Annotated in this window: 21 protein-coding genes; 9 read left to right on the top strand and 12 right to left on the bottom strand. The window is 49.4% G+C overall.

From position 1 onward, the window contains the following. The first annotated feature begins 78 nt into the window (after positions 1-78). The 6 genes from nuoB (at position 79) to E1919_RS14390 (ending at position 8,099) form a co-directional block, all read left to right on the top strand. Positions 79-645, top strand: coding sequence for an NADH-quinone oxidoreductase subunit NuoB (nuoB, locus tag E1919_RS14415; protein WP_162054106.1), 567 nt, complete (start codon positions 79-81; stop codon positions 643-645). Continuing rightward, positions 642-1,253, top strand: coding sequence for an NADH-quinone oxidoreductase subunit C (locus E1919_RS14410; protein WP_237144395.1), 612 nt, complete (start codon positions 642-644; stop codon positions 1,251-1,253). The genes nuoB and E1919_RS14410 overlap by 4 nt, the downstream gene beginning before the upstream one ends. 148 nt (positions 1,254-1,401) lie before the next feature. Then, positions 1,402-2,610, top strand: coding sequence for an NADH-quinone oxidoreductase subunit D (locus tag E1919_RS14405; RefSeq protein WP_162054105.1), 1,209 nt, complete (start codon positions 1,402-1,404; stop codon positions 2,608-2,610). 134 nt (positions 2,611-2,744) lie between these two features. Further along, positions 2,745-3,599 (top strand): phosphatase PAP2 family protein, encoded by an 855-nt coding sequence (locus E1919_RS14400; protein WP_162054104.1) that lies wholly within the window; start codon positions 2,745-2,747, stop codon positions 3,597-3,599. Positions 3,600-3,676: 77 nt separating this feature from the next. Further along, positions 3,677-6,100, top strand: coding sequence for a DUF5686 and carboxypeptidase-like regulatory domain-containing protein (locus E1919_RS14395; RefSeq protein ID WP_162054103.1), 2,424 nt, complete (start codon positions 3,677-3,679; stop codon positions 6,098-6,100). 481 nt (positions 6,101-6,581) lie between these two features. After that, on the top strand, positions 6,582-8,099 hold the full coding sequence (locus E1919_RS14390) for an NAD(P)H-hydrate dehydratase (protein ID WP_162054102.1): 1,518 nt from the start codon (positions 6,582-6,584) through the stop codon (positions 8,097-8,099). Here E1919_RS14390 and E1919_RS14385 read toward each other — a convergent pair. The 11 genes from E1919_RS14385 to E1919_RS14335 form a co-directional block, all read right to left on the bottom strand. After that, positions 8,089-8,982 carry a UbiA prenyltransferase family protein gene (locus tag E1919_RS14385; RefSeq protein WP_162054101.1) on the bottom strand — a complete coding sequence of 298 codons (894 nt, stop codon included), beginning with the start codon at positions 8,980-8,982 and terminating at the stop codon, positions 8,089-8,091. The genes E1919_RS14390 and E1919_RS14385 overlap by 11 nt on opposite strands. Positions 8,983-9,112: 130 nt before the next feature. Beyond that, complete coding sequence (locus E1919_RS14380) at positions 9,113-9,688, bottom strand: inorganic diphosphatase (protein WP_202915914.1); 576 nt, start codon at positions 9,686-9,688, stop codon at positions 9,113-9,115. Between the two features lie 57 nt (positions 9,689-9,745). Further along, positions 9,746-11,458 (bottom strand): alkaline phosphatase PafA, encoded by a 1,713-nt coding sequence (gene pafA / locus E1919_RS14375; RefSeq protein ID WP_162054100.1) that lies wholly within the window; start codon positions 11,456-11,458, stop codon positions 9,746-9,748. A 184-nt stretch (positions 11,459-11,642) separates the two neighbouring features. Next, a complete protein-coding gene (gene atpG / locus E1919_RS14370) occupies positions 11,643-12,536 on the bottom strand; it encodes an ATP synthase F1 subunit gamma (protein ID WP_162054099.1) in 894 nt (297 codons plus the stop codon). Positions 12,537-12,602: 66 nt separating this feature from the next. Next, positions 12,603-14,183 carry a F0F1 ATP synthase subunit alpha gene (gene atpA / locus E1919_RS14365; RefSeq protein WP_162054098.1) on the bottom strand — a complete coding sequence of 527 codons (1,581 nt, stop codon included), beginning with the start codon at positions 14,181-14,183 and terminating at the stop codon, positions 12,603-12,605. A gap of 2 nt (positions 14,184-14,185) precedes the next feature. Next, positions 14,186-14,743: an ATP synthase F1 subunit delta gene (gene atpH / locus E1919_RS14360; protein ID WP_162054097.1), complete on the bottom strand. Its 558-nt coding sequence runs from the start codon at positions 14,741-14,743 to the stop codon at positions 14,186-14,188. Between the two features lie 57 nt (positions 14,744-14,800). Then, positions 14,801-15,295 carry a F0F1 ATP synthase subunit B gene (locus tag E1919_RS14355; protein ID WP_162054096.1) on the bottom strand — a complete coding sequence of 165 codons (495 nt, stop codon included), beginning with the start codon at positions 15,293-15,295 and terminating at the stop codon, positions 14,801-14,803. A gap of 156 nt (positions 15,296-15,451) precedes the next feature. Next, complete coding sequence (gene atpE, locus E1919_RS14350) at positions 15,452-15,718, bottom strand: ATP synthase F0 subunit C (protein WP_115568153.1); 267 nt, start codon at positions 15,716-15,718, stop codon at positions 15,452-15,454. Between the two features lie 39 nt (positions 15,719-15,757). Next, positions 15,758-16,789: a F0F1 ATP synthase subunit A gene (gene atpB / locus E1919_RS14345; protein WP_162054095.1), complete on the bottom strand. Its 1,032-nt coding sequence runs from the start codon at positions 16,787-16,789 to the stop codon at positions 15,758-15,760. 44 nt (positions 16,790-16,833) lie between these two features. Next, on the bottom strand, positions 16,834-17,217 hold the full coding sequence (locus E1919_RS14340) for a hypothetical protein (RefSeq protein WP_162054094.1): 384 nt from the start codon (positions 17,215-17,217) through the stop codon (positions 16,834-16,836). Positions 17,218-17,222: 5 nt separating this feature from the next. After that, entirely contained in the window at positions 17,223-17,459 is a 237-nt protein-coding gene (locus E1919_RS14335) for an AtpZ/AtpI family protein (protein ID WP_237144393.1), read from the bottom strand. A gap of 305 nt (positions 17,460-17,764) precedes the next feature. On the opposite strand from E1919_RS14335, the gene porW reads away from it, so the two are divergent. The 3 genes from porW to uvrC are packed head-to-tail and all read left to right on the top strand — an operon-like array spanning position 17,765 to position 24,815. Continuing rightward, positions 17,765-20,659 (top strand): type IX secretion system periplasmic lipoprotein PorW/SprE, encoded by a 2,895-nt coding sequence (gene porW, locus E1919_RS14330; RefSeq protein ID WP_162054092.1) that lies wholly within the window; start codon positions 17,765-17,767, stop codon positions 20,657-20,659. A 4-nt stretch (positions 20,660-20,663) separates the two neighbouring features. Next, complete coding sequence (locus E1919_RS14325) at positions 20,664-22,985, top strand: penicillin-binding protein 1A (protein ID WP_162054091.1); 2,322 nt, start codon at positions 20,664-20,666, stop codon at positions 22,983-22,985. 12 nt (positions 22,986-22,997) lie between these two features. Then, on the top strand, positions 22,998-24,815 hold the full coding sequence (uvrC, locus tag E1919_RS14320; RefSeq protein WP_162054090.1) for an excinuclease ABC subunit UvrC: 1,818 nt from the start codon (positions 22,998-23,000) through the stop codon (positions 24,813-24,815). 96 nt (positions 24,816-24,911) lie between these two features. On the opposite strand, the gene porN is transcribed toward uvrC, so the two are convergent. Continuing rightward, complete coding sequence (porN, locus tag E1919_RS14315; protein WP_162054089.1) at positions 24,912-25,781, bottom strand: type IX secretion system ring subunit PorN/GldN; 870 nt, start codon at positions 25,779-25,781, stop codon at positions 24,912-24,914. Positions 25,782-25,788 lie beyond the last annotated feature (7 nt).

Raw genomic sequence — 25,788 nt, 5'->3', positions numbered from 1 at the left:
AACTTTAGTTTAAAGTTTGAATAGAAAGAATGGGGCAATTAAATACTTCCTCATTCATCATATATAATACCATCCTATATGGAAGCAAAGACCGGAGAAGGCGGAGTAGTTATCACCAAGTTAGACGACCTGTTGAACTGGGCCCGGCTGACCTCGCTGTTCCCGATGGGCTTTGGACTGGCCTGTTGTGCCATCGAAATGATGGGTGCTTACGCCTCCGGCTACGACATGGACCGCTTCGGTATTATTCCGCGTGCCTCACCGCGCCAGTCTGATGTGATGATTGTGGCCGGCACCGTTACCTTTAAAATGGCAGACCGCATACGCCGCCTCTACGAGCAGATGCCGGAGCCACGCTATGTTATTTCCATGGGCTCCTGCTCAAACTGCGGCGGTCCTTATTGGGAGCACGGTTACCATGTGGTAAAGGGGGTGGACCGCATTATTCCGGTGGATGTATACGTGCCAGGTTGCCCGCCAAGGCCGGAAGCCTTGATAGGTGGCTTTCTGCAACTGCAGGAAATCATCCGGAAAGAAACCATACGTGCGCCCAGAGCCGTGCAGGAGATTATGGCGAAGCGCGCGCAGCAGGGCCAACCAGTAGCTGATGCAGACAAAGCACCAGCGGCCATTCATCATTCATGATTCAAGAAGCTGTGACTTTTGAGGAGTTAAAAGATTTCATAGTAGCCACCTTCGGTGCAGAGGTAGTGGTAGCTGAAAAGGCAGACGACCTGCAGCCCTACCTCGTGCTGCAGACAGAGCGTCTGGCAGAAGTTTGCCTTGCGCTGCACGACCACGAGCAGACGTACTTCGACTTCCTCTCCTGCATCACCGGCATCGACAACGGCCCGGAGGCAGGCTCGATGGAGGTGATTTATAACTTATATTCTATTCCCTACGACCACCACCTGATGCTGAAGGTGCAGGTGCCGCGCAACAATACGCCGGATCAGGCCATACCGCAGGTTCCTACCCTCAGCCACATCTGGCGCACCGCCGACTGGCATGAGCGGGAGGTATTCGACATGGTTGGAATTTATTTTAAAGACCATCCGGATATGCGGCGCATTCTGTGCGCTGCCGACTGGGAAGGCCACCCGCTCCGCAGAGACTATGAGCTGCAGGAGTACTACCACGGCATTAAAGTGCCTTTCGACCAGCACAACGAGTTGAACGGATTCAAAGGGGAACCGCAGCAGTTGGTAGGGCAACCCACACCTTTCTCAGACAAGCGCGAGAAGCCGGAGTAGATTCGGGAATTTAAAGATTTGTAAATTCGAAAACAGTCAAGAGGTGTTGCTGGTGGGTGTAGAGTTAGTGGTCAGGCTACTCAAACACTTTTAACACTTTGCAGAGAAATAACACTCTAACTTTTTAACCCTTTAACTTTTTAACTCTTTGTCATCCACTCTCTATAAGAACTACCTGCTGCAGTCGGAGCCGAACAAGTTCAGTTTGGACAACCTGAAAGACGGCGAGATGATTGTGAACATGGGTCCGCAGCACCCAAGTACACATGGCGTGCTGCGGCTGGAGGTGGTAACGGACGGGGAAATTGTGACGGACGTAGCGCCGCACATTGGTTACCTGCACCGTTGCTTCGAGAAGCATGCCGAGCACATGGCTTACAACCAAACCATTCCCTACGTAGACCGCATGGATTACCTGGCCGCTATGAACTCGGAGCATGTGTGGTGTATGGGCGTAGAGAAGCTGCTGGGCACTACAAACCAGATACCTAAGCGCGTGGAGTATATACGTGTGCTGGTAACGGAGCTGAACCGTATTGCCTCGCACTTTGTAGCCATCGGCACCTACGGCATCGACATTGGCGCTTTTACGCCTTTCCTTTGGATGCTACGCGACCGTGAGCACATTCAGCGGCTGCTGGAGTGGGTGTCTGGCGCACGCATGCTGTACAACTACATCTGGGTAGGCGGTCTGTACTATGATTTACCTATCGGTTTTGAAAAGCGCTGCCAGGAGTTTATCGACTACCTGCAGCCGAAGCTGGATGAAATAGACACGGTGCTGCTGGAGAACAAAATCTTTATTGATCGCACCGCTAATGTGGGCATACTTCCAATGGATGTAGCCATTAACTACGGCTGCTCCGGCCCGATGCTGCGTGGCTCCGGCCTGAAATATGACCTGCGCCGCGTAGACGGGTACAGTGTGTACCCGGAACTGGAGTTCGACATACCAACCGGCACCGGTCTGGTAGGCAGCGTGGGCGACTGCTGGGACCGTAACTACGTGCGGGCGCTGGAGTGCCGGGAGTCAGTAAAAATCATACAGCAGTGCCTCGACCGCCTGCAGGGCGACTACAAACGCACCCCTGACTTCGATCCACAGGCAGCCTGCCCAAAGAAGCTCCGCACCACCGGCACGCAGGAGCTTTATTTCCGGGCAGAGACGCCGCGTGGCGAACTGGGGTACTTTTTCCGGACAACAGACCGCAGCGATGTGCCTTTCCGCTGCAAAGGCCGCTCCCCCTGCTTCTCTAACCTGTCGGTGCTGCACGAAATCGCTAAAGGCTGCATGGTGGCCGACCTCATCGCTATTGTTGGTTCCGTAGACATTGTGCTGGGAGAGCTGGACAGGTAAAGACATTTATTATGAGCAGATAGTATAATAAATTGTAAGTCCTGTATAAAACCCACGGCAGGCGCACGCGTTAAATTTTACGTAACAATTCCTTAATATCAAAAACGTAAAAGACTCACGCCTACTGCATTTATATGAAATTGAACAAACTTCTAACAGTACACCTCCTTTGGGTAAGTGTAATGTTTGGCCCTGCTGCAGCTGTGGCACAAGTGCAGCCACAGCCAAAAAAAGTTACCCGAACCGATACGCTAAAGGTAATATCGGATGATGCGTTTATACCGCCCGACACAGTACTTCCCGGGCAGAAAAAACCTTTTACTGAATCGCAGCGCCTGGAGGCCGATAACAGTCGCTTCTTTAAAAGGGCTGTTATTCCGGCTGCGGTGCTTATCGGTGTGGGTGTCTATACCACTGGAGGCAGGGGTATCATAAACAGCCAGGATGTCTTCGACTACAGGACCAGGGTGTTTCCCGAATTTGCTACCAATGCCGATGATTTTCTCATGCTGGCGCCACTGGCGGCGCTGTATGGGTTTAACCTTGTCTCATCGCAGAATCGGCACGAACTAAGCCGGCAGACATTATTATTAGTATCTGCCGGGGCACTTACCTCGGCCGTTGTATGGCCAGTCAAGGGCCTAACCGACGTGGACCGTCCGAACGGAAAGCCACATGCCTTTCCGTCAGGCCACACAGCCTATGCCTTTACCATAGCCACTTTCATGGATAAGGAGTTTCGGCATAAGAGCCCCTGGGTGAGCGTGGTAAGTTATGGTCTTGCGGGCGGAACAGGCGTGCTGCGCGTGCTCAACAATGCCCACTGGATGTCGGATGTACTGGCCGGAGCCGGAGTAGGTATACTTTCTGTGAACACAGTATACTGGATACATGCCAAGTTAACCCAAGGCGGCGGATTGAACACTGCTGTGGTACCCGTAATGTTGCCAAACGGTAGCCCAGGTGTCGGGTTTCATATGCAGTTCTAATAAATAGCAAACTGATCCGTAAGCCAGGGCGCTTTTTCCGTAGCAGGACAAGGCGCCTTTTCTTTTAACTTTACCAAATGCCATTGTCACGCTTTCTTCTGCTACTGTGTATTTTAACTTTTATTAGCGCAGCCTCCTATGCACAGGTACTGGAAGTGCAGGGAGTTGTGCGGGATGCCCAAACCCGAGAGGCGCTTCCGTTTGTAAGTATAGCAGCCAATGGCGGAGAGACGGGTACTACCACAAACCTGGACGGAGAATACCGCTTGCGGCACAACCGCCCGATTACGCAGCTCCGTTTCAGCTATGTGGGCTATGCACCCCAAGTTATTTATCCTGATTCCTCCAAAAGAATAGATGTTTTCCTGCAACCATCGGTGGCACAGTTGCAGGAGGTTGTGGTGTTAGGCTCAGGGGAGAACCCCGCGCACCGCATCATCCGGCTGGCCCACCAGAACCGCGACCGGCACCGCCCCGAAAACCTGCGGGCTTACACCTACCGAACCTATAACAAGTTTGTGCTCACAGCCACCGATACCCGCGAATTAGACATGAGCAATACACTGCTACTCTCGCCACAGGACTCTGCTTACCTGAGGATGCGGAATTTGCTGGACCAGCAGCACCTGTTTCTCCTGGAGAGCGTTACGGATTACGCTTTTCTACAGCCGAACTTCACAAAAGAGACCATACTGGCCACACGGATATCAGGACTGCAGCAGCCGAGCTTTGGCGTGGTGGCAGCCGAGTCCCGCGATTTTTCTGTGTATGATGACATGCCCGTGTTTTTCGGGAAGCGCTATCTCAGCCCCCTGAGCACAGGCAGTATCCGGAAGTATAATTTTGTGTTGCAGGAAACGAATCTGGTGGGGCAGGATACAGTATTTATCATCTCCTTTAAACCACAGCAGGGAAAGAACTTTGATGGGCTGCAAGGGCTACTGTACATCAACAGTGATGGCTGGGCAGTGCAGCATGTGCTGGCGCAAACTACTGCCGACGACGACAAGAGCGGCATAAAGCTGCAGCAGCAGTACGAGCAGGTAGGGCCGCAGCAACAGTGGTTCCCGACAGAGCTGGATGTGGAGATAAGTGTGCAACAGTTCAAATTTATGGGCCACCAGCCGTACGGGCACCTCCGCACCTACATCACCAACATCAACCTGAACCCCAACCTGCGCAAGTCCGACTTTGGCGTTGTTTCCCTGCAGCAGAAGGCAGATGCGCACCTGCAGCCCGACGATTTCTACCAGGGGTATCGCCCCGACTCGCTCAGTGCCCTGGAGCAACGCACCTATGAGCGTCTCGACAGTGTGGGCAAAATAAAGAACCTGGACCGCACTGTTCGTGTGATGGAGTACCTGATGGCCCAGCAAATTCCCATTGGCCCTGTTAGCCTGGACCTGAACCGCCTACTGCGCATAAGTGCTTTCGAAGGGCTGCGTTTAGGTATAGGAGCTCATACAAATACTTCATTTTCTGAGCGCTTTAGTATAGGAGGCTACTATGGGTATGGTTTCAAGGACGAGAAAGCGAAGTATGGTGCAGATGCCGCTGTGATACTGCACCAGCCATCAGCGCTGCAGCTAAAGGCTGCGTTTTTCGAGGATGTGCTGGAACCAGGCGGCAGGCGCTTTCCTTTTCGGCAGCGCAGCCTCCTGGGCGATGTGCGTCCCGCTTTACTGCCTGTACTTGATTATACCACCCACAAAAGCCTGGCCCTGTCCGGGAGGCTGCTCCGTTACCTAAAGGCGCAGGCGATGCTCCGGCAGGAACAGCGCCGGACTACCTTCGGCTATACTGCCGCTGATGCGCCGCAGCCCGCTTATAACCTGACTGAGGCCGTGTTCAGCTTCCGGTATGCGTATGGCGAAAAGTTTATGCAGCAGTTCAACCAACTGATGCCCATGGCGAACGAGTATCCGGTGCTGTGGCTGCAGTATACCCGCGGTATCGACGGTTTGCTGGACGGTAATTACGGCTATAACAAATATGATGTGAGGGCAGAAGCTACCTTCCGCCACCGCACCTTTGGCGAAAGCAGTTTTACCTTAGCCGGAGGACTGGTAGATGGTAATGCTCCCTTTGTAAATCTCTACAACGGCTACGGCAGCTACAACCGGGAGTATTATATGTATGCGGGCGAAGGTTTTGAGACGATGCAGCCGTATGAGTTCTTCTCCGACCGCTATGCCGCCCTCTTCTTCTCGCAGAACTTCGGTAAGCGCCTTCTGCGTACCCGTTTCTTTCAGCCAGACTTAATTGTTGTCTCCAATATCGGGTTTGGTGATTTGAAGCAGCCGCTACAGGATGTACTCCCGCAGGAAGCTTACCAGACGATGGAAAAAGGCTTTTTTGAATCAGGGCTGCTGCTGACCAATATTATCAGCTCTCCTTTCGCGGGTGTCGGTGTCGGGGCTTTGTACCGCTATGGCCCTTACTCTTCTGATGCTCCGAAAGATAACCTGAAAATTAGGGTGACTTTAACAGTGGCTTTTTAGGTTGTGCTGACTTGCCAAACCTGCAAGGGCAGGTTTGGCAGAAGCTGTTATTCCTCATCTGATTTCAGGAGATAATTCCAAATGACGTAAAGCTCCTTCCCAAGATCTGTAGCATTTTTAATTCGTCAGCACGGAGTGAGACTGTTTCCAGTCTTTGGGTTGAGCGCCTTTGGAGATTTTTGGTGCCGCTCGCGCGGCAGCGCCTTGGCGCAAAAAACTCCCAGCGCGATGCCTAAAGACGAGGCCTCTCGGCCTAGAGAGCACAGAGCAATAGCTATAGAACAGCAGGTCTGATGCCGCTGGATAAGCTGTTGCTACGGCAGGTTAAGCAGAATAAATCATCAGCAGCTTAAGCAGATTCTGAGATTCTGAGATTCTGTAGAGTATTGTTCAGGAGAGGTGGTATTATTAGTTTCTTATCCTCTAAACAGGAACCTCCATATTCAAATCTTAGTATATTGAGGAAACTCATCCGTTATCTATGAAACTTCTTACCGCTGCACAAATCAGGGAAGCTGACGCTTATACTATCCAGGAAGAAAATATCACTTCGTTAGAGTTGATGGAGCGTGCCGCCAAGGCCTTTACTGGTTGGTTTGAAAACAAGTTTTTACCGACGGAAGAAGTCTTTGTTTTCTGTGGCCCTGGTAACAACGGCGGCGATGGCCTGGCAGTAGCACGCCTGTTGCATCAGCGGAGGTATAAGGTGCAGGTATATATAATGGGTGATACTGCCAAAGCCTCTGAAGATTTCAAGGCGAACCTGAAGCGTTTACCGGAAGAGGTGCAGGCGCAAATGATAGAAGAGGAGAAAGACATTCCGGAGCTGCCATTGATAGCCTGTGTGGTGGATGCACTCTTTGGCACCGGCCTTACCAGGCCCCTCACAGGTTTATATGAAGAGGTGGTAGAGCAGCTGAATAGAAGCGGCGCCTGCATTACCTCCATCGACATGCCCTCCGGCCTTTACACCGACAGCCAGACTCCCGAAGGCAGCACGATTGTAAAAGCAGATAACACCATTAGCTTCCAGCTGCCGAAGCTGGCTTTCTTCCTGCCGCAGCACGAGGAATATGTGGGAGACTGGCAGGTGGTGCCCATCGGGCTCAGCGAGCAGTTCATCTCAGGGGTTGATACAGATGTATACTATACCTCCAGGCGCGATGTGCAGCAGTTGCTTAAGCTCCGCAGGAAGTTTTCGCACAAGGGTACCTATGGCCACGCGCTGCTGCTCTGTGGCGGCTACGGCAAAATGGGTGCCGCCGTGTTGGCAGCAAGGGCATGCCTGAGAAGCGGTGTCGGCCTTTTAACCATACAGGCACCGTCTGCAGGGTATTCGGTGCTGCAGACAGCCGTGCCGGAGGCAATGACGCTAACAGATCCTAATCGCAGGCATCTTTCGGAATTACCGGAGGATATTGATAAATACGATGTCATTGGCGTAGGGCCGGGTATGGGGACAGAACCTCCGACTAAAACCGCTATCGGGCAATTGCTGGCAACTTCGTCCCATCCTTTAGTGATAGATGCAGACGCCATTAACATCATTGCCGGCAGCGATAGGTTGAAAGAGCAGCTTCCGAAGAACAAAGTTATTTTCACGCCTCATCCAAAAGAATTTGAGCGCCTGGCAGGCAAGGTGAATAACGATTACGAGCGCCTGCAGCGCCTCCGGGACTTTTGCCAGGAGCATCAGTGCTATGTTACCCTCAAAGGCAGTCACACCGCCATTGGCACCCCTTCCGGCAAGGTATACTTTAACACCACGGGTAACTCCGGTATGGCAACGGGTGGCACCGGCGACGTGCTCACAGGAGTTATCACAGCGCTGGTAGGGCAGCAGTACAATTTAGAGGAGGCCTGTATTCTGGGCGTATATGTACACGGGCTTTCGGGAGATTTGGCCCTGCGTACTGTAGGAGACATCGGGATGACGGCTTCTGACTTGATTGACCACCTGCCAAAAGCATTTATGTGCCTGCAGCAGCCTATGTCATAGCCAAGTAAACTAGGCCTGCATGCAGCAGCATGGCGCCGTCAGCCAGCACGGCATAGTATATACGGGGCTTTTTTTCCGAAGAAAGCGAGATAACCATGGCAGCTCCGACGGCACTACCTATCAGAGCGGCCAGCACCAGGCCACTTTCTGTATTTAACAGCAGTAGCACATACAGCAGCAGCAGACCTAAGGAGAGCAGCCTAGTATTTTGTACGCCTACCCATCCTGGAAATGTGAGGGTATTAGTGGTGCGGTCATAGGTATAGTCCCGTATGTCGAACAGCAGGGCGAGGGCGAGTATGAACAGGAAGCGGCGCAGGAAGAGCCACAGAGCTTCTGTTTCCCATAACTGAATACCTGCATCCATTAGGGGAATTAAGACTGTTACAGCCGCCCATACGTACGCAATCAGAAAGACCTTCAGAAGCGGGACACTCCGTAGCGGCTTTACCACCTTTGCCTTATACCTGATGGGCACTGTATACCCAATGGAAATAAGCGCCAGGTGCAACAGAAACCAACCATTTATCTTTAGGTTATAACTAAAGTATAAAATGGCGGCAGCGGCTATACTTACAAGCCCCACTCCTGCCAGTAATTTCTTGTTGCGCTGGCTCCAGGGGGCACTTTGCCTGGGGGCACTTTGCTGTGGATGGCGCAGGACGCTCTGAACGCTGCTCAGGTTATAGGTGAACAGTGTGGCCATGAAGACAAACGCAGCGATAGGCAAAGACACCGGTACCTCTGCCAGCAGGTATGTTTCTACGGTCAGGCTATAGGCGCAGAAAGAGATGAACAGGTGGCTGTACAGCAATCCTCCTGCTACACGCTCCAGTAACGTGTAGAAATCAGTTCCCCCCGCGATGCTTCTGTACTGCTTCATCCTATATGCAATTACGCAACAAATCAGCCTTCGCTCAAAAGTCTTCCTGTATCTGGCTTTTATCTGGTTCTAAAACAAAAAGCCCGGCACAGAAAGATCCACGCCAGGCTTAACAGGTAAAGTAAAATTCCTAAAGCGCTTTCGCCTTCTTCTGAGGCTCGCCGAAGGTGTTGTTGTACAGGTCAATGCTGTCCTGGATGATTTTGTACGCGTGCTCACGGCCCAAGAACTGCTCCACAATCACTTCTTTGTGTTCCAGTTTCTTGTAATCTTCAAAGAAGCGGCGCATTTCCAGGAGAGTGTGCGGCGGTAGCTCCGAAATGTCGTTAATGTGGCGCACTGACATGTCGTTGTTTGCCACGGCGATGATTTTGTCATCCTCCTCATTGTTATCGATCATCTGCATCACGCCGATTACTTTTGCATCAATCAGGCACATGGGCTGCACGTCTATTGAGCAGATGACCAGGATATCAAGGGGGTCTTTATCGTCGCAGTAAGTTTGCGGAATAAAGCCATAGTTGGCAGGATAATGTATAGATGAGAAAAGAACGCGGTCAAGCTTCAGCATGCCGCTTTCTTTGTCTAATTCATACTTCGCCTTCGATCCTTTCGGGATTTCAATGATAGCTGATAATACTGTTGGAGCCTCCTCACCGTAGCTTACACTATGCCATGGGTTGCTGATATCCATATTATTCTCCATATATTTTTTTATAATGTTGTTAAGCGCCGTCTGTTTTCTGTCTCAGGCATTATAGGTTTATTTCATGTATTCCTGTAAAGGTCTGCCCACGCTTCCGTTCGGCTCTTGTATATGGAGCCATGAAGCAATGGTAGGTGTGATGTCTGCTATTTCTGTCGGAACAGAACTTTCTCCGGGTTCTACGTTCCAGCCATACCAGATGAGTGGCACGTGCGTGTCGTAGTTGGAGTAAGAACCGTGAGTAGTGCCTTTGCCGCTGCCGTATCCTTCAAACCATCCTGGTTGCAATAATATAATAACGTCTCCGGAACGCTGTGCATTGTAACCGTTTTCCACGCGAGCCATCAAACCCTGGTTCCAACTGGTGCCTTGCAAAGCGGTGGCTGTTACGGCGCGCATCACGCCCTCAAAACGCATCACGTAGCTTGCCACGCGCTGCTGCACATCTGCTAAGTTAAGCTTTTTGCTGTCTATTAGCTCCCTGTTCAGGTAAATCTGCTGGTTTGTATAGCGCTCTACCCATTCTCCGCTGCCGTACATCTTGTCTAGGTAAGCTTCGGTAGAGTCTCGTACAGTACCGGATGTTGCCACACCCGACGGTATGTTCATTGTTTGAAGGAAAGCAGGTACCTGCGCTGCCCCGTGATCTGCGGTAAGGAAAAACAGCACTTCGCCTTTTCCTACCTCCTGCTCTATTTCCGCTATCAACTCACCCAGTTCTCTGTCCAAACGCAGCATCGCGTCCTGGGCTTCTATAGCGTTAGGCCCGAACTTGTGGCCAATGTAATCTATCGTAGAAAAACTTATTGCCAGGACATCTGTATACGGTCCTTTTCCTAAATTCTCGCCTCTCAGGGCTGCCAGTGCAAAATCTTTCGTAATGGTATTGCCTGCAGGAATAGAGCGCAGCAGTTCATAGTCATTTTTTCTGATGGCGGGAATGTTGTGCGGGAACACTGGTTCCTGTTCCCCTGGCAGCGCCTCCTCCCATGGCATGTTATCAGCCGTGCTTTCCGTATACTCCTCTATTGGCAGCAATGTGTTCCATGGCTGACTCAGATACTGGTCGGGGTACTTCTGGTTATTAAACTCCTGCACCCATTGTGGCAAGTCCTCGCGGTAATACGTACTGGTTATCCAGTTTCCGCTGGGCGAGTCAAACCAATAGGCTGTGTTACCCAGGTGACCTGCAGGTAAAATAGCGCCGCGATCTTTTAAAGCGATACCAATTACTTTAGAGCCCATGTTGGTGGCCAGGCGCAGCTCGTCTGTAACGGTGGTGGTGAGCAGGTTGGCAGGAGACATTTTGCCGTCAGTAGAGGTGCTTCCTACTGTATTTACGGTTTCGTCTTCTACGCAGTACACCATTTTGTTCTGCCGCCGCTCATACCAGTTGTTCCCAATAATGCCATTAATAGCGGGTACACTACCTGTGTAGATAGAGGCATGACCCGGCCCGGTATAAGTGGGCACATAGCTATACTGATTGTTCTTAAAGTTAAAGCCTTGTGTTACCAGTTTTTTTATGCCGTCGTTGCCGTATTTGTCCCAGTAACGGTACAGGTAATCATAGCGCATCTGATCCACAACAATTCCTACTACCAGCTTTGGCCTTGGCAGCACGTTTACAAAATCCTGCGTACGTGCTGCTGCGTTACTTTCTGTATTCGTGTTTTGTTGCGTTGTACCTGCACATGCACTTACTACCAGCAAACATACTGCTGCGGCTTTTGTTATGATGCTACGAATGAAAAGTTTTTGCTCTCTCATTTCTGATATTTTCCTGCTACAAATATGTACCTGTACAAATATAACAGGTACATATTTGTTCTGCGCTTTGGTACTGGCTGCAGTACTTTTTTAACGATTTGTTAATATTCCGGCACTGCTACCCCAAAAAAACAAACAGCGCCCACCGTGCTGATGAGCGCTGCTGTTAAAGGCTTTCTTCTCTTTACTTTGCTGCCAGCGCCTCTGCACCCCCCACAATCTCCAGGATTTCCTTAGTGATGGCGGCTTGGCGCGTTCTGTTATAGGTAAGCTTCAGCTGTTTCAGAAGTTCTCCTGCGTTTTCAGTTGCTTTATCCATGGCCGTCATACGGGCACCATGCTCAGCGGCGTTAGATTCCAGTACTGCTTTATAAACCTGTATCTTCAGCGATTTCGGGATCAGCTCCTCTATAATCTGCTCCTTCGACGGCTCAAAAGTATAATCTACTAACAGGGCGGCTTTATCCGTTACCTCAACCGGCTTCTCCTCGATTGGCAGGAACTGCTCCTGACGCACAATTTGTGTGGCTACATTCTTGAACTCATTGTAAACGAGGTCTACCTGGTCAAACTCCCTTGCCACAAAGCCAGCCATGGCCCGCTCTGCTGCAGGACGAACGTTGTCAAAGGAAATATTAGCGAAAACGTTGCTGTAATCTTCAATTAAAGGCACTCCTTTTTTCTTGAAGGCATCCAGTCCTTTTTTACCGATTGCAAGAACAGTAACATTACCGGCTACAGCCTGGCTTCTATACTTACTATCAATAAGGGCTACAACGCCTTTCACGATATTTGCATTAAAAGCACCGGCCAAACCACGGTCTGATGTTACAGCAATGATAAGCACATTATTAACCACTTCGCGCTTAGCAGAGTATATGTTGTTCTCAGAACCTTCTGTTTGCGACGACAGGTTTGCCAGAATACCGCTCAGGCGCTGCGCATAAGGGCGCATGCGCAGAATGTTATCCTGTGCCCGTCTAAGCTTTGCAGCCGACACCATTTTCATGGCTTTTGTGATCTGCTGTGTCGAAGATACCGATGTAATACGGCCTCTAACTTCCTTTAAACTTGCCATATTGTTTTATAAGCATAAAATTGGAGGTCAAAAGCGTCACACTTTTAACCTCCAACCATGACTTTTCTATTTTCTGTACTTGTCTGACAACTCTCTTGCCACCTGCTTCAGCGTACCTGTTATCTGGTCATCCAGCTTGCCGGCTCTCAGGGCGCTCAGCACATCAGCATGCTGCGCACGCAGGGTGCGCTGATAGTCTTGCTCAAACGCTCTTACTTCATTCACCGGAACATCATCTAGTAATCCGTTTGTAGCGCAGTAAATGATAGCAACCTGCTCCTCTACCGCTACAGGAGAGAACTGGGCCTGCTTCAGGATTTCCATGTTACGGCGGCCACGCTCAATGGTCAGTTTAGTGGAAGCATCCAGGTCAGAACCGAACTTGGCAAACGCCTCCAGTTCACGGAACTGCGCCTGGTCCAGCTTCAGGGTACCTGCAACCTTCTTCATTGATTTAATCTGGGCCGAACCACCTACACGCGATACAGAGATACCTACGTTAATGGCCGGACGGATACCCGCGTTGAACAGGTTTGTCTCCAGGAATATCTGACCATCCGTAATGGATATTACGTTTGTCGGGATATAAGCAGAAACGTCACCGGCCTGTGTTTCAATAATAGGAAGTGCCGTTAAGGAGCCACCGCCTTTCACCAGGTGCCTGATAGAATCAGGAAGGTCGTTCATGTTACGGGCAATCTCATCAGAGGTAGTCAACTTAGCGGCACGCTCTAGTAAGCGGGAGTGCAGGTAGAATACATCTCCTGGGTATGCCTCACGTCCTGGAGGTCTTCTTAGCAGAAGTGACACCTCACGGTAAGCCACGGCCTGCTTCGAAAGGTCATCGTACACCACCAGTGCCGGACGGCCTGTGTCGCGGAAGAATTCTCCGATAGCCGCACCTGTAAATGGCGCGAAGAACTGCATTGGAGCAGGGTCAGCGGCAGAAGCAGATACTACTACGGTATACTCCATCGCACCACCTTCCTGCAACGATTTCACGATCTGCGCTACAGTAGATGCCTTTTGGCCAATCGCCACATAAATACAGAATACAGCCTCGCCTCTTTCGTAGTACTCACGCTGGTTCAGGATAGTATCAATTGCTACTGCTGATTTACCTGTCTGGCGGTCACCGATGATAAGCTCACGCTGACCACGGCCAATTGGAATCATTGAGTCAATCGCTTTGATACCTGTTTGCATTGGCTCGTTTACCGGCTGGCGGAAAATAACGCCTGGTGCTTTACGCTCCAACGGCATCTCGTACAACTCACCTGCAATCGGGCCTTTGCCGTCGATTGGTAATCCAAGGGTGTTTACCACACGTCCTATGATGCCTTCACCTACACGGATAGAGGCAATACGGTTTGTCCTTTTTACAGTGGCGCCTTCTTTAATCTCGCTGTAGTCACCTAGCAATACGGCTCCTACGTTGTCTTCTTCCAGGTTAAGCACAAGCGCCTGAAGTCCGTTTTCAAATTCCAGGAGCTCTCCAGACTGTGCCTGGGAAAGACCATAGATACGAGCGACACCGTCACCTACCTGTAGTACAGTTCCTACTTCCTCCAACTCTGCCTCAGAGCGGAAGTTAGATAACTGTTCTCTTAATATGGCTGATACTTCATCAGGTCTTACTTCTGCCATGATTATAGTTTATTAATATAGGAGTTGTCTTTAAAATCAATTTTTAGCTTGCGAAGGCTGTTCTTCACAGAGCTGTCTATTTGTTTGTCACCAACGCGAAGCACAAAGCCCCCGATAAGCGACGGATCAACCGATTCTTTCAGTTGAATTATTTTACCTGTTTCAGCAGTTAGCTGCTTGATAAGGTAATCTCTTTGCGCCGGGGCAAGCGGAGCAGCGCTGTTCACCGTTACCACCTGAATGCCTTTAAACTCGTTGTACTGCTTTTCAAACTCTGCTGCCATAAAAGGCAAAACCGACTCACGGTTTTTCTTTGTCACGATGTCGAAGAACATCTGTGTCATCTGCTGCACTTTACCGCCAAAAATGCTGTTAAGCACCGCCAGCTTTTTATCTGACTTAATGATGGGGTTTGTAAGCATCAGTTCAAAATCCCTGTTCTGGGAAACGACTTTGGAGAAAAGCAGCATGTCGTTGTGCACCTGCTCTAAAACTCCTTTCTCGTTCGCCAGTTCTATCAGCGACTTCGCGTATCTGGAAGCAACTCTAATGTCAGACATAGTCTTTTTTATGATGATGGTGCCTTTCACGCATGTCAGGCATCATCAGGCGTATATTTAAGAAAGGGATACTTCGCTTACGTAAGTCTGTGCCAGCGCCTGCTGTGCCTTCGGGTCGCTTAGTTCTCTTCTGAGGATGCGCTCTGCGATTTCAATAGAAAGTGATGCAGCCTTGTTTTTCACGTCAGCGATGGCGGCACGTTTTTCATTTTCTATCGCTTCACGGGCTACGGTTATCATACGGGCACCTTCTTCGTTTGCCTTCTCTCTGGCCATCTCCACCAGGTTGTTGCCTGCCTCCGTTGCCTCTTTCAGAATCTTATCACGCTCCATACGTGCCTGCGCCAATAGTTTCTCGTTCTCCGCCTTCAGGCCCTGCATCTCCAGTTTTGCCTGTTCAGCAGCACTCAGCGCGCTTTCGATGGATGCCTCGCGGTCATTCAGCGCTCGCATGATTGGCTTCCAGGCGAACTTGCTAAGCAGGAACAGCACGATCAGGAATGTGATCGTCTGCCAGAAAATCAAACCTATACCCGGGGTTACTAATTCCATTGTTTTATAATTTGAAAAATGAGTTTCTTTTTATCTGACCCGTTTGCCACCGCAGTGGCACGTCTGCCTCAAAGCTGTATTAATTAACTACACTACACATTTTTGGACTCAACGTCCAGACCATACGTCTGGACGTGAGACCAAGACTTAAGCTAATTAGCCTAAGAAAGAGATTAGCAAGCAAACTACCACACCGAAAAGTGCAACACCTTCGATAAGGGCAGCAGCGATAATCATCGCAGTCTGGATACGTCCGCTAGCCTCAGGCTGGCGAGCGATAGACTCCATGGCAGAGCCACCGATTCTACCAATACCCAAACCAGCACCAAGGGCTACTAGACCAGCACCGATACCGGCACCCATGATAGCCAGACCATAATCAGTCGCTACTGCTGCTGCTTGAAGCAAAATTGCTAATAACATAATTGTAGTATATATAGTTAAAAAAAATAAAAATTCAGATTAATGTGCTGCTGCACCGTGCCCGTGATCTTCCTCGTGCTCATGTTCCTCCACGGCACCGCCAATGTACATGGCAGAAAGCAGGGTGAAGATATAGGCCTGTAGCAGCGCTACGAACAGTTCCAGGAAGTTCATGAAGGTTGCAAACGCCACACTCAGCGGCCCAACTGCCAGGCTTTCGAATATAAAGATCAAGCTAAACAGCGACAGGATAATGATGTGACCTGCTGTGATGTTTGCAAAAAGACGAACCATCAGTGAGAATGGCTTTGTAATGATACCAATCAGTTCCACCGGAATCATGATGGGAGCCAGCCACCACGGCACGCCTGGTGTAGCAAAAATGTGCTTCCAGTAATTCTTGTTTCCGCTGAAAACAGTGATGAGCAAGGTGAGCAGGGCCAGTATTAGCGTTACCGCAATGTTTCCTGTTAAGTTTGCGCCGCCAGGCATCAGGCCCAGCAGGTTGTTAAACCAGATAAAGAAGAACACAGTAAGCAGGTAGGGCATATAGCGCTCGTACTTCGGACCGATGTTTCCCTTGGCAATGTCGTCACGCACAAATATAATAATCGGCTCAAAGAATGACTGTATACCTCTTGGAGCCTTGCCTGCGTTCTTTTTGTATCGTGAAGCAATTGTAAGGAAAACTCCAAACAGCAGCGCCACGCTAATAAACAGAGACGCTACGTTTTTGGTGATAGAGAAGTCGTACAAGCCGCCATGCGCCTCCAGTGGCTCACCTGCCTCGTTCACACGCACGATGTGGCCGTGCTCCATCCCGTACCCGTTGTACGGTCTTCTTTCATGATATTCGTCGAAGAAGTTGCCGGACGAAAATACCTTCAACTCTCCGTTGTCAATCAGTATAACAGGCAGGTATAGCACAGCACCTTCAGCAAACTCCCAGATATAATCATCCGCTATATGGTGCGTGATCATCTCACCCGGCTGGAAATTCTCCGAAGGATCTTCAGCAAACGCAGGAAGCGTCAGGAAAAAAGAAAACAATAAAACAAATAACTTCTTCATCAAGTGAGATTTAGCAACAGATTTAATAGAGTAAAGCCTTCTGTTTAGTTCTGCTTTTTCAAATTGGGCCGCAAGTTACTCAACAAACTGTAAACTTCAAACCCAGTGAACAGGAAATATAATGCAAAGAAGTTGAAAACGAACATCAGGCGGTTTTCCTTGAAGAAGTAAACGTACAGCAGCACTACTCCTATGCTCAGCACCATCCGGAAACCCATCGAAGCCAGGTAGTACACATGCAGGCTTCCCGGGTCGTTTTTGTTTCCTAACTCGATAAGGTAATAAGTAAAGCCGGTAATGAAAATGAAGAAAAGAAGCGTGTACCAGATAAGCGGATGCACCAGCGCATAGCCGGTAAACTGCAACAAGGCTCCAATCACAACACAAAGCACAGCCGTTATGATGGCCAAGTCTCGATAAAATTTCACGTATACTACTTTTTATTTATAGATAAGATTGTCAGCACCATTGTTCCAACCACCGCCACCAGCAGCAGTACAATAGTAAACCAGGGCTTTTCAGTGCCTGTGTACCCGTCCAGCCACCTGCCTGCCAGCGCAGCCAGCACCATGGCTCCTATCATCTGAAAAGCCATGCCTGAATATTTCACATAGGGTTTTATACTGTCCCCGCGCGAAGGCTTCTTTTCCTGCTCTGGCGTATTTTCCATGCTAGCACTGATTTTTACAAAAGTACTCATTTTAAAGAGTGATTTCTGCTGTGCAAAAATAAAAGCTGCCTGTATAGAAACTCTTGCCCGGTCTGAAACCATTTACATTTTTGGATAGTTCAATAGCAGGCTGTAAAACAGCTGCTTGTTTGTAATTGGCAGATTGTTGTATTTTTGTAGGAGGTGCTTTTACACTTAGGCCAATATAAAGCCTATCAGGCTGCTTTGCCCCATACTTTAAGCATAGGCTACAACGTTTATACCTTATATATAAAGTGCTAAAACACCCTGCACACGCTATTAGCTTGAACATAAAACCACTGTACATCCTCTTTATTCTGGCAGGTATGCTGTTGGCGTCATGCTCAGTGGAGCGTAATAACCCGCTAAGCAAGACGTATCATAACACCACTGCGCGCTACAATGGCTATTTTCTTGCCAAAGAGAAGATGCGCCTGATAGAACAGGGGCTGCAGGAACAGATGCAGTACGACTACAACCAGGTGCTGCCTATTTACCCGCTCATAGACTCTACCACAGCCAAGGCCTTCGAGGCTGACCTGGAAGATGTAAAGAAAAAAGCCTCTCACCCTATTCAATACCATAAGAACAGCAAGTGGATAGACAACTCTTATATAGAAATAGGGAAGGCAAACTTTTACCAGCTGAACTTTGCGGAGGCGGTGCGCACCTTCAAGTATGTGAACGCTACCAGCAAAGATGCCCCTGACCGGCACGAGGCGCTGGTGTGGCTGATGCGCTCCTTTATGCAGCTGGATGAGATGGAGAACGCGCAGCAGGTATCAGAGTTCCTTCGCAAGGAGCGCCTGAATAAAGCAAATGCCCGCGAGCTGTACCTGGCGCGTGCCCAGTATTACCGCCTGCAGCGCGATACAACACAATTGATAGAGAACCTGGCACTTTCGCTCCCCAACTTTGATGAAAAAGATGACCAGTCGCGGGCGCGGTATACCCTGGCGCAGCTTTACCAGCTCACAGAGCAAACCAAAGAGGCCTATACCGAATATAGCAAGGTGCTGCGCCGAAACCCACCCTACGACTTAGGCTTCTTCAGCAGGCTGAACTTAGGGCAGGTAACAGAACTGACGGATGAGCAGGACAAGGAGCGTATTGCCGGGTATTACCAGAAGATGCTCAAAGACGACAAGAACCTGGAGTATCGTGACAGGATCTATTATGAGATGGCGCAGTTTGAGCTCCGCCAGCAAAACTACGATAAGGCACTGGCGCTCCTGCAGCAGTCGCTTAAAACGCAGGGAACGCTGTCTAACCAGAAAGCCTACAGCTACCTGTCGGCAGGAGAGATTTATTTTGACAAACTGCAAAACTTTGACCTGGCTGCTGCTTACTACGATAGTGCTGTGCAGGTATACCCGCAGCGGGCACCGGAGTATGAGGCCGTGGCCGAAAGACGTGATGTATTAGCGGATTTCGCGAAGCAGTACAGCACGATTCAGACACAGGACAGCCTGCAGCGCCTGGGCCATATGAGTGAAGCAGAGCGCTTGGAGTTTATTCAGGCGCTGGTGCAGCGCGAAGAGGAGGCACGGCAGCAGGAAATAGCCCGGCAGCAGGAGCGACAGCTGATAGCCGAAAAGGAGACGAGCAGGAACAACAACAGGCGCTCACAAAACGGCGATGCCTTTGCCACCGAAAGCAGCACCGGCGGTGTGTGGTACTTTGATAACCCTACGGCTATGGCTTCTGCGCGTGCCGAGTTCGTGCGCCGCTGGGGCGACAGGCCATTGCAGGATTTCTGGCGAAACCGTGCCCGTGGCGAGGCAGGAAGTCAGGCGGATGTAGCATTAGCCCCTGTTCCTGTAGAAGCTGAGGAAAACCAGCCTTCACCGGAAGAGCGCACATCAGCACAGGTACAGCTGTATTTACAGAATATACCGGTGACAACGGCAGACATGCAACGCTCAGAAAAAATGGTGGAGGAAGCGCTCTTCCGGTTGGCAAACATCTATGCGCAGAACCTGAACGACCAGGAGCGTGCCATTCAGACTTACCTTACTTTGCTGCAGCGGTTCTCGGGAACAGAGCATGCTCCGGAATCTTATTACAGCCTTTACCTGCTGTATGGCAAGGCAGGGGATTCTCCGCAGCAGCAAGCCTTCTATAACAAGCTAAAGCAGGAGTTCCCGAATACCACTTACGCCCGATTGCTGGATGATTCAGATTTCATGTCGAAGAACGCGGCAGAAAACCTGAAGGCGCACGCGCTTTATGACTCTGCTTATAGTTTTTATGATGCGGGCGCGTACGATAAGACAACAGCGCTACTGAACCAGGTTATCAGCCAATACCCGCTGAACGACATCAAAGACAAAGTAGCCTTTTTGGGCGCGATGGTGACAGCACGAACTCAAAAACCGGAATTGCTACGGCAGCAGTTAAAGCAGTTTAAGGCTGCTTTTCCTAAAAGCCCGCTGCTGCCACAGGCAGACCAACTACTGGCAACTTATCAACAACTCGAAGAGAAAAACCAACTGCGCCAGGAAGCCCCTGCACCACCAAAACCAAAAGAGCCCAAAGCTGCCGTTGCCCAGATACCCAGGGAAAAGGTTAGCACAAATATTGCTACAGCTACAGCGTCGGTGGCCAAAGCCACGCCGCAAATCCTGCCGCCCGCTCCTGTTGCTCAGCCTGAGGAGGCAAAGCCGCAGCAGCAACAGGAAGAGCAGCAGAACCCGGCAGCCATAACAGGCACACCTCCTGTTATTGAGCCGCAACAGCCTTTGGCTACAACTGCAGTGCCAACTGACTCACTAAGTACTTCGGTAGCGCCTCCTGTTCCGGCTGTGGATCCAGTGGCTTATGAGACTAAGGACGACTCAGCTTTTTACTTTGTGCTGATTTACCCCACTGATGCTGCCGCTTTTAAAGATGTGCAACCGAAGTATGAAAAGTATAACAGCACCTACTATAAGCAGCAGAATCTATCGATAGAAGCTATGGACTTAGCAGATGGCAAAAGGATGTTGCTGATGCGCACCTTCGCTGATCCAAAGCAGGCAATGGCTTACAATGTAAAACAAAAAGCTCCGCAGGCGCCTGTAGGTAAAATTAGAGGGGTAGATTTCACTACCTTTGTTATCTCTTCTGCTAATTATCAGAAGTTCTTGCAGAAAAAGGATCTGGAGGCATATCTGGCCTTCTTTAAAAACAATTATTAAGTACATGGCTACGCGTCAAAAAAAATCTGCACCCAATACAAAGAGTAAAGTTTACCCAAAAGTAATCGCCGCATTGTGGCTGTTCTTTGTGGGTGGCCTAGCAATCTTTATTCTCTATCTGTATGCCGTCAGCATTAATTTCCTGAACCTGTTCGGGGAGTTGCCGAGTACGCGTGCATTGGAGAATCCCAAAAGCGAGCTTGCTTCTGAAGTATACTCTGCCGACAACGTGCGGCTGGGTAGTTACTTCCGTGAGAACCGCACGCCTGTGGACTATGAAGACCTGCCGGATAACCTGGTGAATGCCCTGATTGCAACAGAAGACATCCGGTTTGAAGAGCATTCAGGTATAGATCCGGAGGCAATGGCGCGTGTGGCTGCTGCCATTGTTACCGGCCGTTCCAAGGGAGGTGGCAGTACCTTAACACAGCAGGTGGCAAAGAACCTTTTCAGAACCCGTGGCGATGAGTTGAATAATGGTATTTTGAACGATGTACCGGGCGTGCGCATCCTTATTCATAAGACAAAGGAGTGGCTGATGGCCGTAAAGCTGGAGCAGTCTTATACTAAGCGCGAAATCCTGGTGATGTATCTCAATATCTTTGAGTTCGGCAGCAATGCATTTGGGATAGAGTCTGCATCAAAAACCTTTTTCAACAAAAAGCCGGGAGAACTGGAGGTGCAGGAGTCTGCTGTGCTCGTGGGCCTGTTCAAGAACCCTACCTACTATAGCCCCCGATTTAACCCTGAGAATTCAAAGCGCCGGCGCAATGTCGTGCTGTCACAAATGGTGAAGTACGGCTTCTTGGATCAGGAAGAGTACGACAAGCTGAAGGTGAATGACATTGAGCTGGACTATAAGGTAGAGAACCAGAATGTAGGCATGGCCCCTTATTTCCGGACTGAGGCCAGCAAGTTCCTGCGCCAGTGGTGCCGCGAGAACGGCTATGACCTGTATGGCGACGGACTGAAGGTATATACGACCATCGACTCGCGGATGCAGCAGTATGCCGAGCAGGCGGTGACAGAGCACATGAAAGACCGTCAGAAAGCATTCTTTGCGCACTGGAAAGGTCGTAACCCCTGGGTAGACCAGACCAATCAGGAAATCAAGAGCTTTCCGCAGCAGGCTATCAAGCGCACCGCGCGTTACCGTAGCCTGAACCAACTGTTTGAAGGAAACGAAGATTCTATCAACTATTACCTCAACAAGAAAATTCCGATGACCATTTTTGACTGGGATGGGGAAAAAGAGGTGATGATGAGCCCAATGGATTCGCTGAAGCATTACAAGCATTTTCTGCAGACTGGTTTTATGGCCATGGAGCCCCAGACTGGTCATATTAAAGCCTGGGTGGGCGGTATCAACTACAAGCACTTTAAGTATGACCACGTGAAGCAGGGGGCACGCCAGCCGGGTTCTACGTTTAAGCCTTTCCTGTATACCGCTGCCATTGAGAGTGGTTACTATCCGTGTTATGAGGTTATCGATACCAAAGTATGTGTGCCGCTGGAGGATGGAACCATGTGGTGCCCGGACAATGCGGATAACAAGTATAGCGGTGAGAAGTACACTTTACGCAGAGCACTTGCCGAGTCTGTTAATTCTATTTCTGCTTTTCTGGTAAACAAACTGGGTGCTGAAACTTTAGCCTCAACAGCAAGGCGGATGGGTATAACCACTCCACTTGATCCTACTCCTTCCTTAGCCTTAGGAGCAAGCGATGTGTCGCTTTATGATATGGTGGGTGCCTATGGTACGTTTGTGAATGGTGGTACCTGGGTGGAGCCTAATTTTATAACAAGAATAGAGGATAAGCACGGGAACACGATATATGAGCATACGCCTAAAACTGTTGAAGCCCTGAGCGAGGAAACTGCCTATATGATGGTGCACATGCTGCAAGCCGCTGCAGAGCCAGGTGGTACTGCTTATTACGGTCTGCGTTACCGCAATGGGCTTAAGAATGAGATAGGCGCCAAAACAGGTACCACCCAAAATTATTCTGATGCATGGTTTATGGGCGTAACACCAAACCTTGTTACCGGTACCTGGGTTGGTGGAGAAGACCGAGCTATCCACTTTAGAACAATGAGTGAAGGACAGGGAGGTAAGTTAGCCATGCCTATATATGGTGCCTTCATGCAGAAGGTATATCAGGATAAGTCGCTGGATGTATCGAAAGATCCGTTTCCAAAACCTTTAACGCCTTTATCTGTAGAATTAAATTGTGAAAGGTATAATCAGGGGATGCCTATAGACTCTGCTAATCAAGATGAGTTTCTGAACCTGCCAACGGAGATTGACCTGGACGCCGAGATTTAATTCTGATGTTATATGCCAGCGAACGAGAAGCTGAAGGAGAAAATATCGCACCTGCCGCACAAGCCTGGCATCTATAAGTTTTTTGATGACAATGGTATCATCTATGTAGGCAAAGCGGTTGATATCAGGAAGCGGGTTAGCTCCTACTTCAACCGCTCTGCCCAGCATAACAAGAAAACACTGAAGCTCGTGTCACAGATAAAGGACATCGAGTTCACCATTGTGGATACAGAGGCGGATGCTTTCCTGCTGGAAAATAACCTGATCAAGCAATATCAGCCCAAGTATAACATCCTGTTGAAGGACGGTAAAACCTATCCTTATATCTGTATTGTAAATGAGCGCTTTCCGCGCGTCATCAGCACCCGCAACAAAATCAACGACGGCTCGCGATACTTTGGTCCCTACCCGAGCGGCACCACCATGCACGTGGTGCTGGACCTTATCCGCACGCTTTACCCGCTTCGTACCTGTACCTATAACCTTTCTCCTGAAAATGTGGCAGCCGGTAAATTTAAGGTTTGCCTGGAGTACCATATCGGCAATTGCAAAGGACCTTGCGAGGCGTTGGTGGATGAGACGGAATACAATGCAGCCATTTCGCAAATCAAAAACATCCTTTCCGGGAACCTGTCTGTAGCGAAGAACTATTTCAAAGAGCACATGGCAGCTGCAGCAGCTGACTACCAGTTTGAAGTGGCCCACCAGTTTAAGCAGAAGCTGGATATGCTGGATGATTTTCAGGTAAAATCCACAGTTGTTTCCAACACACTCACCAACATTGATGTTTTTACCATCACCAGTAACGAAGACTGTGCATTTATTAATTACCTGAAGGTAATGAACGGTTCCATCATTCTGACGCAGTCGCTGGAAATACATAAAAAGCTGGATGAGGAAGATGCCGATATTCTGGCTTCGGTGGTGGTGCAGTTGCGGCAGGAGTTTGAAAGTACCTCCCGTGAGGTTATCACCAACATCGAGCTGTCGCTTCCGCTCGACAGTATCAGCATCACCTATCCGCAGATTGGGGATAAGAAGAAGCTGCTGAACCTTTCGCTCAAGAATGCCCTGTACCTGCGCAAAGAGCGGGAGAGCCGTCAGGAGAAAAACAAAGACCTGACTGAAAAGCGCGAACTGCGGGTGCTGGAGACTATGAAGAAGGACCTGCGCCTGACAGAACTGCCACGGCAGATTGAGTGCTTTGACAACTCTAATTTCCAGGGAGATAATCCGGTGGCTTCAATGGTCTGTTTTAAAAATGGGAAGCCCAGCAAGAAAGACTACCGTCATTATAATATCAAGACAGTGGTGGGTGCCAACGACTTTGAGTCGATGTATGAGATCGTTACCCGCCGCTACAGACGGCTTCTCAACGAAAACCAGCCACTGCCACAGCTTATTGTCATTGATGGTGGTAAAGGGCAGCTGAGTATGGCTGTAAAGGCGCTAAAAGAGTTGGATGTATATGGTAAAATAGCCGTAGTAGGTATTGCAAAGCGCCTGGAAGAGATTTTTTATCCAGGAGATGCTTTGCCTCTTTATATTGACAAAAAATCTGAATCTTTAAAGCTTATACAACGCCTGAGAAATGAGGCACACCGCTTTGCTATTACCTTTCATCGTAGTAAGCGTGATGCAGGTACTTTAAAAACAGAACTCACTGATATAAAAGGCTTAGGTCCCAAAACTGCTGAAGCGCTCCTGGCCAAATTTAAATCTGTCAAGAAGCTAAGAGAGCTTTCGCAGGAGGAGTTATCTGATGAGATAGGCAAAGCGAAAGCCACGCTGCTATACAGCTACTTCCATGAGGCGAAAGAAGTGGAATGAATAGTTGCTCTGCTTTTTATTTGAGATTAAGCATAAAAAGGAAAGGGAGACTCAGCTGAGTCTCCCTTTCCTTTTTATGCTTAATCTTTGTGGTTCTTAGTAGCTCCAAAGGCTATACTCGTATTCTATTAATGCTTCCAAAGCATCCTGTGCAGCAAGTAGTCCTTTTCTGCCACCACCGTAGATATCTGCCAGTCCTCTGTCGTTAGGGTTGGAGATTTTAGTGATGTAAGAGCTGAACAACCAAAGGTCGAATGCGTCAGCTAGATTCTTGTGCTGTGCATCGTTCTGTGCATTATACCAGATAGCCATTTCAGGATTATTGCGGAATATACGCACCAAGTCATCCATTCTAAAGGAACCTACTGTCTGCTCAAAGCCCAAAGGATTTAACGTAGCAGGTACTTTAACGCTGATTGTCTGGATGTCGTGGTACATGCGCGAACGCTTTTTATCGAATACCACGTTCTCCTTCAATTCTAACAAGTACAACTGCTTTGGGAAATATTCTGTACTTACTGGAGCTGCTGTTGCTGCAACGGCGTCATCACCCAAGGCATCTCCCCAAGCATCTAACTCCTCCTCCTGTTCTTCCTGACCAAAACCTGCTGCTATTTCTTCCTCACTTAAACCACCACCTGTTTCTTTAGGAGTCATATTTGCAATGAATTCCTCACGAGTTAACGGTGTGTTAACTGAGTCAGTTTTATAGGCAGTCAATTCACCGCTTTTAACCGCGTTAATGATGATCTTGGTGATTTCCCTGTTTTCAGAAAACATGGGCGTATTCTGCTTTTCACGCAAATCAATTTTACGCCAAACAGTTTTCTTGAAAAGAACATCAGATTCCGGAATTGGCCTTGCGGAAGGGTTACTTGCCGTTGTGTTGGATACCTGCTGCGCCATAGCTCCTGCAGATAATAACATCATACCAGCTGCTACACCTATTGCTTTGATTAGTTTCATACTCCTT

The organism is Pontibacter pamirensis (assembly GCF_010015475.1).
Lineage (GTDB): Bacteria > Bacteroidota > Bacteroidia > Cytophagales > Hymenobacteraceae > Pontibacter > Pontibacter pamirensis.
The sequence above is the reverse complement of the archived record's forward strand: the minus strand, read 5'-3'. Positions and strand labels throughout refer to the sequence as shown.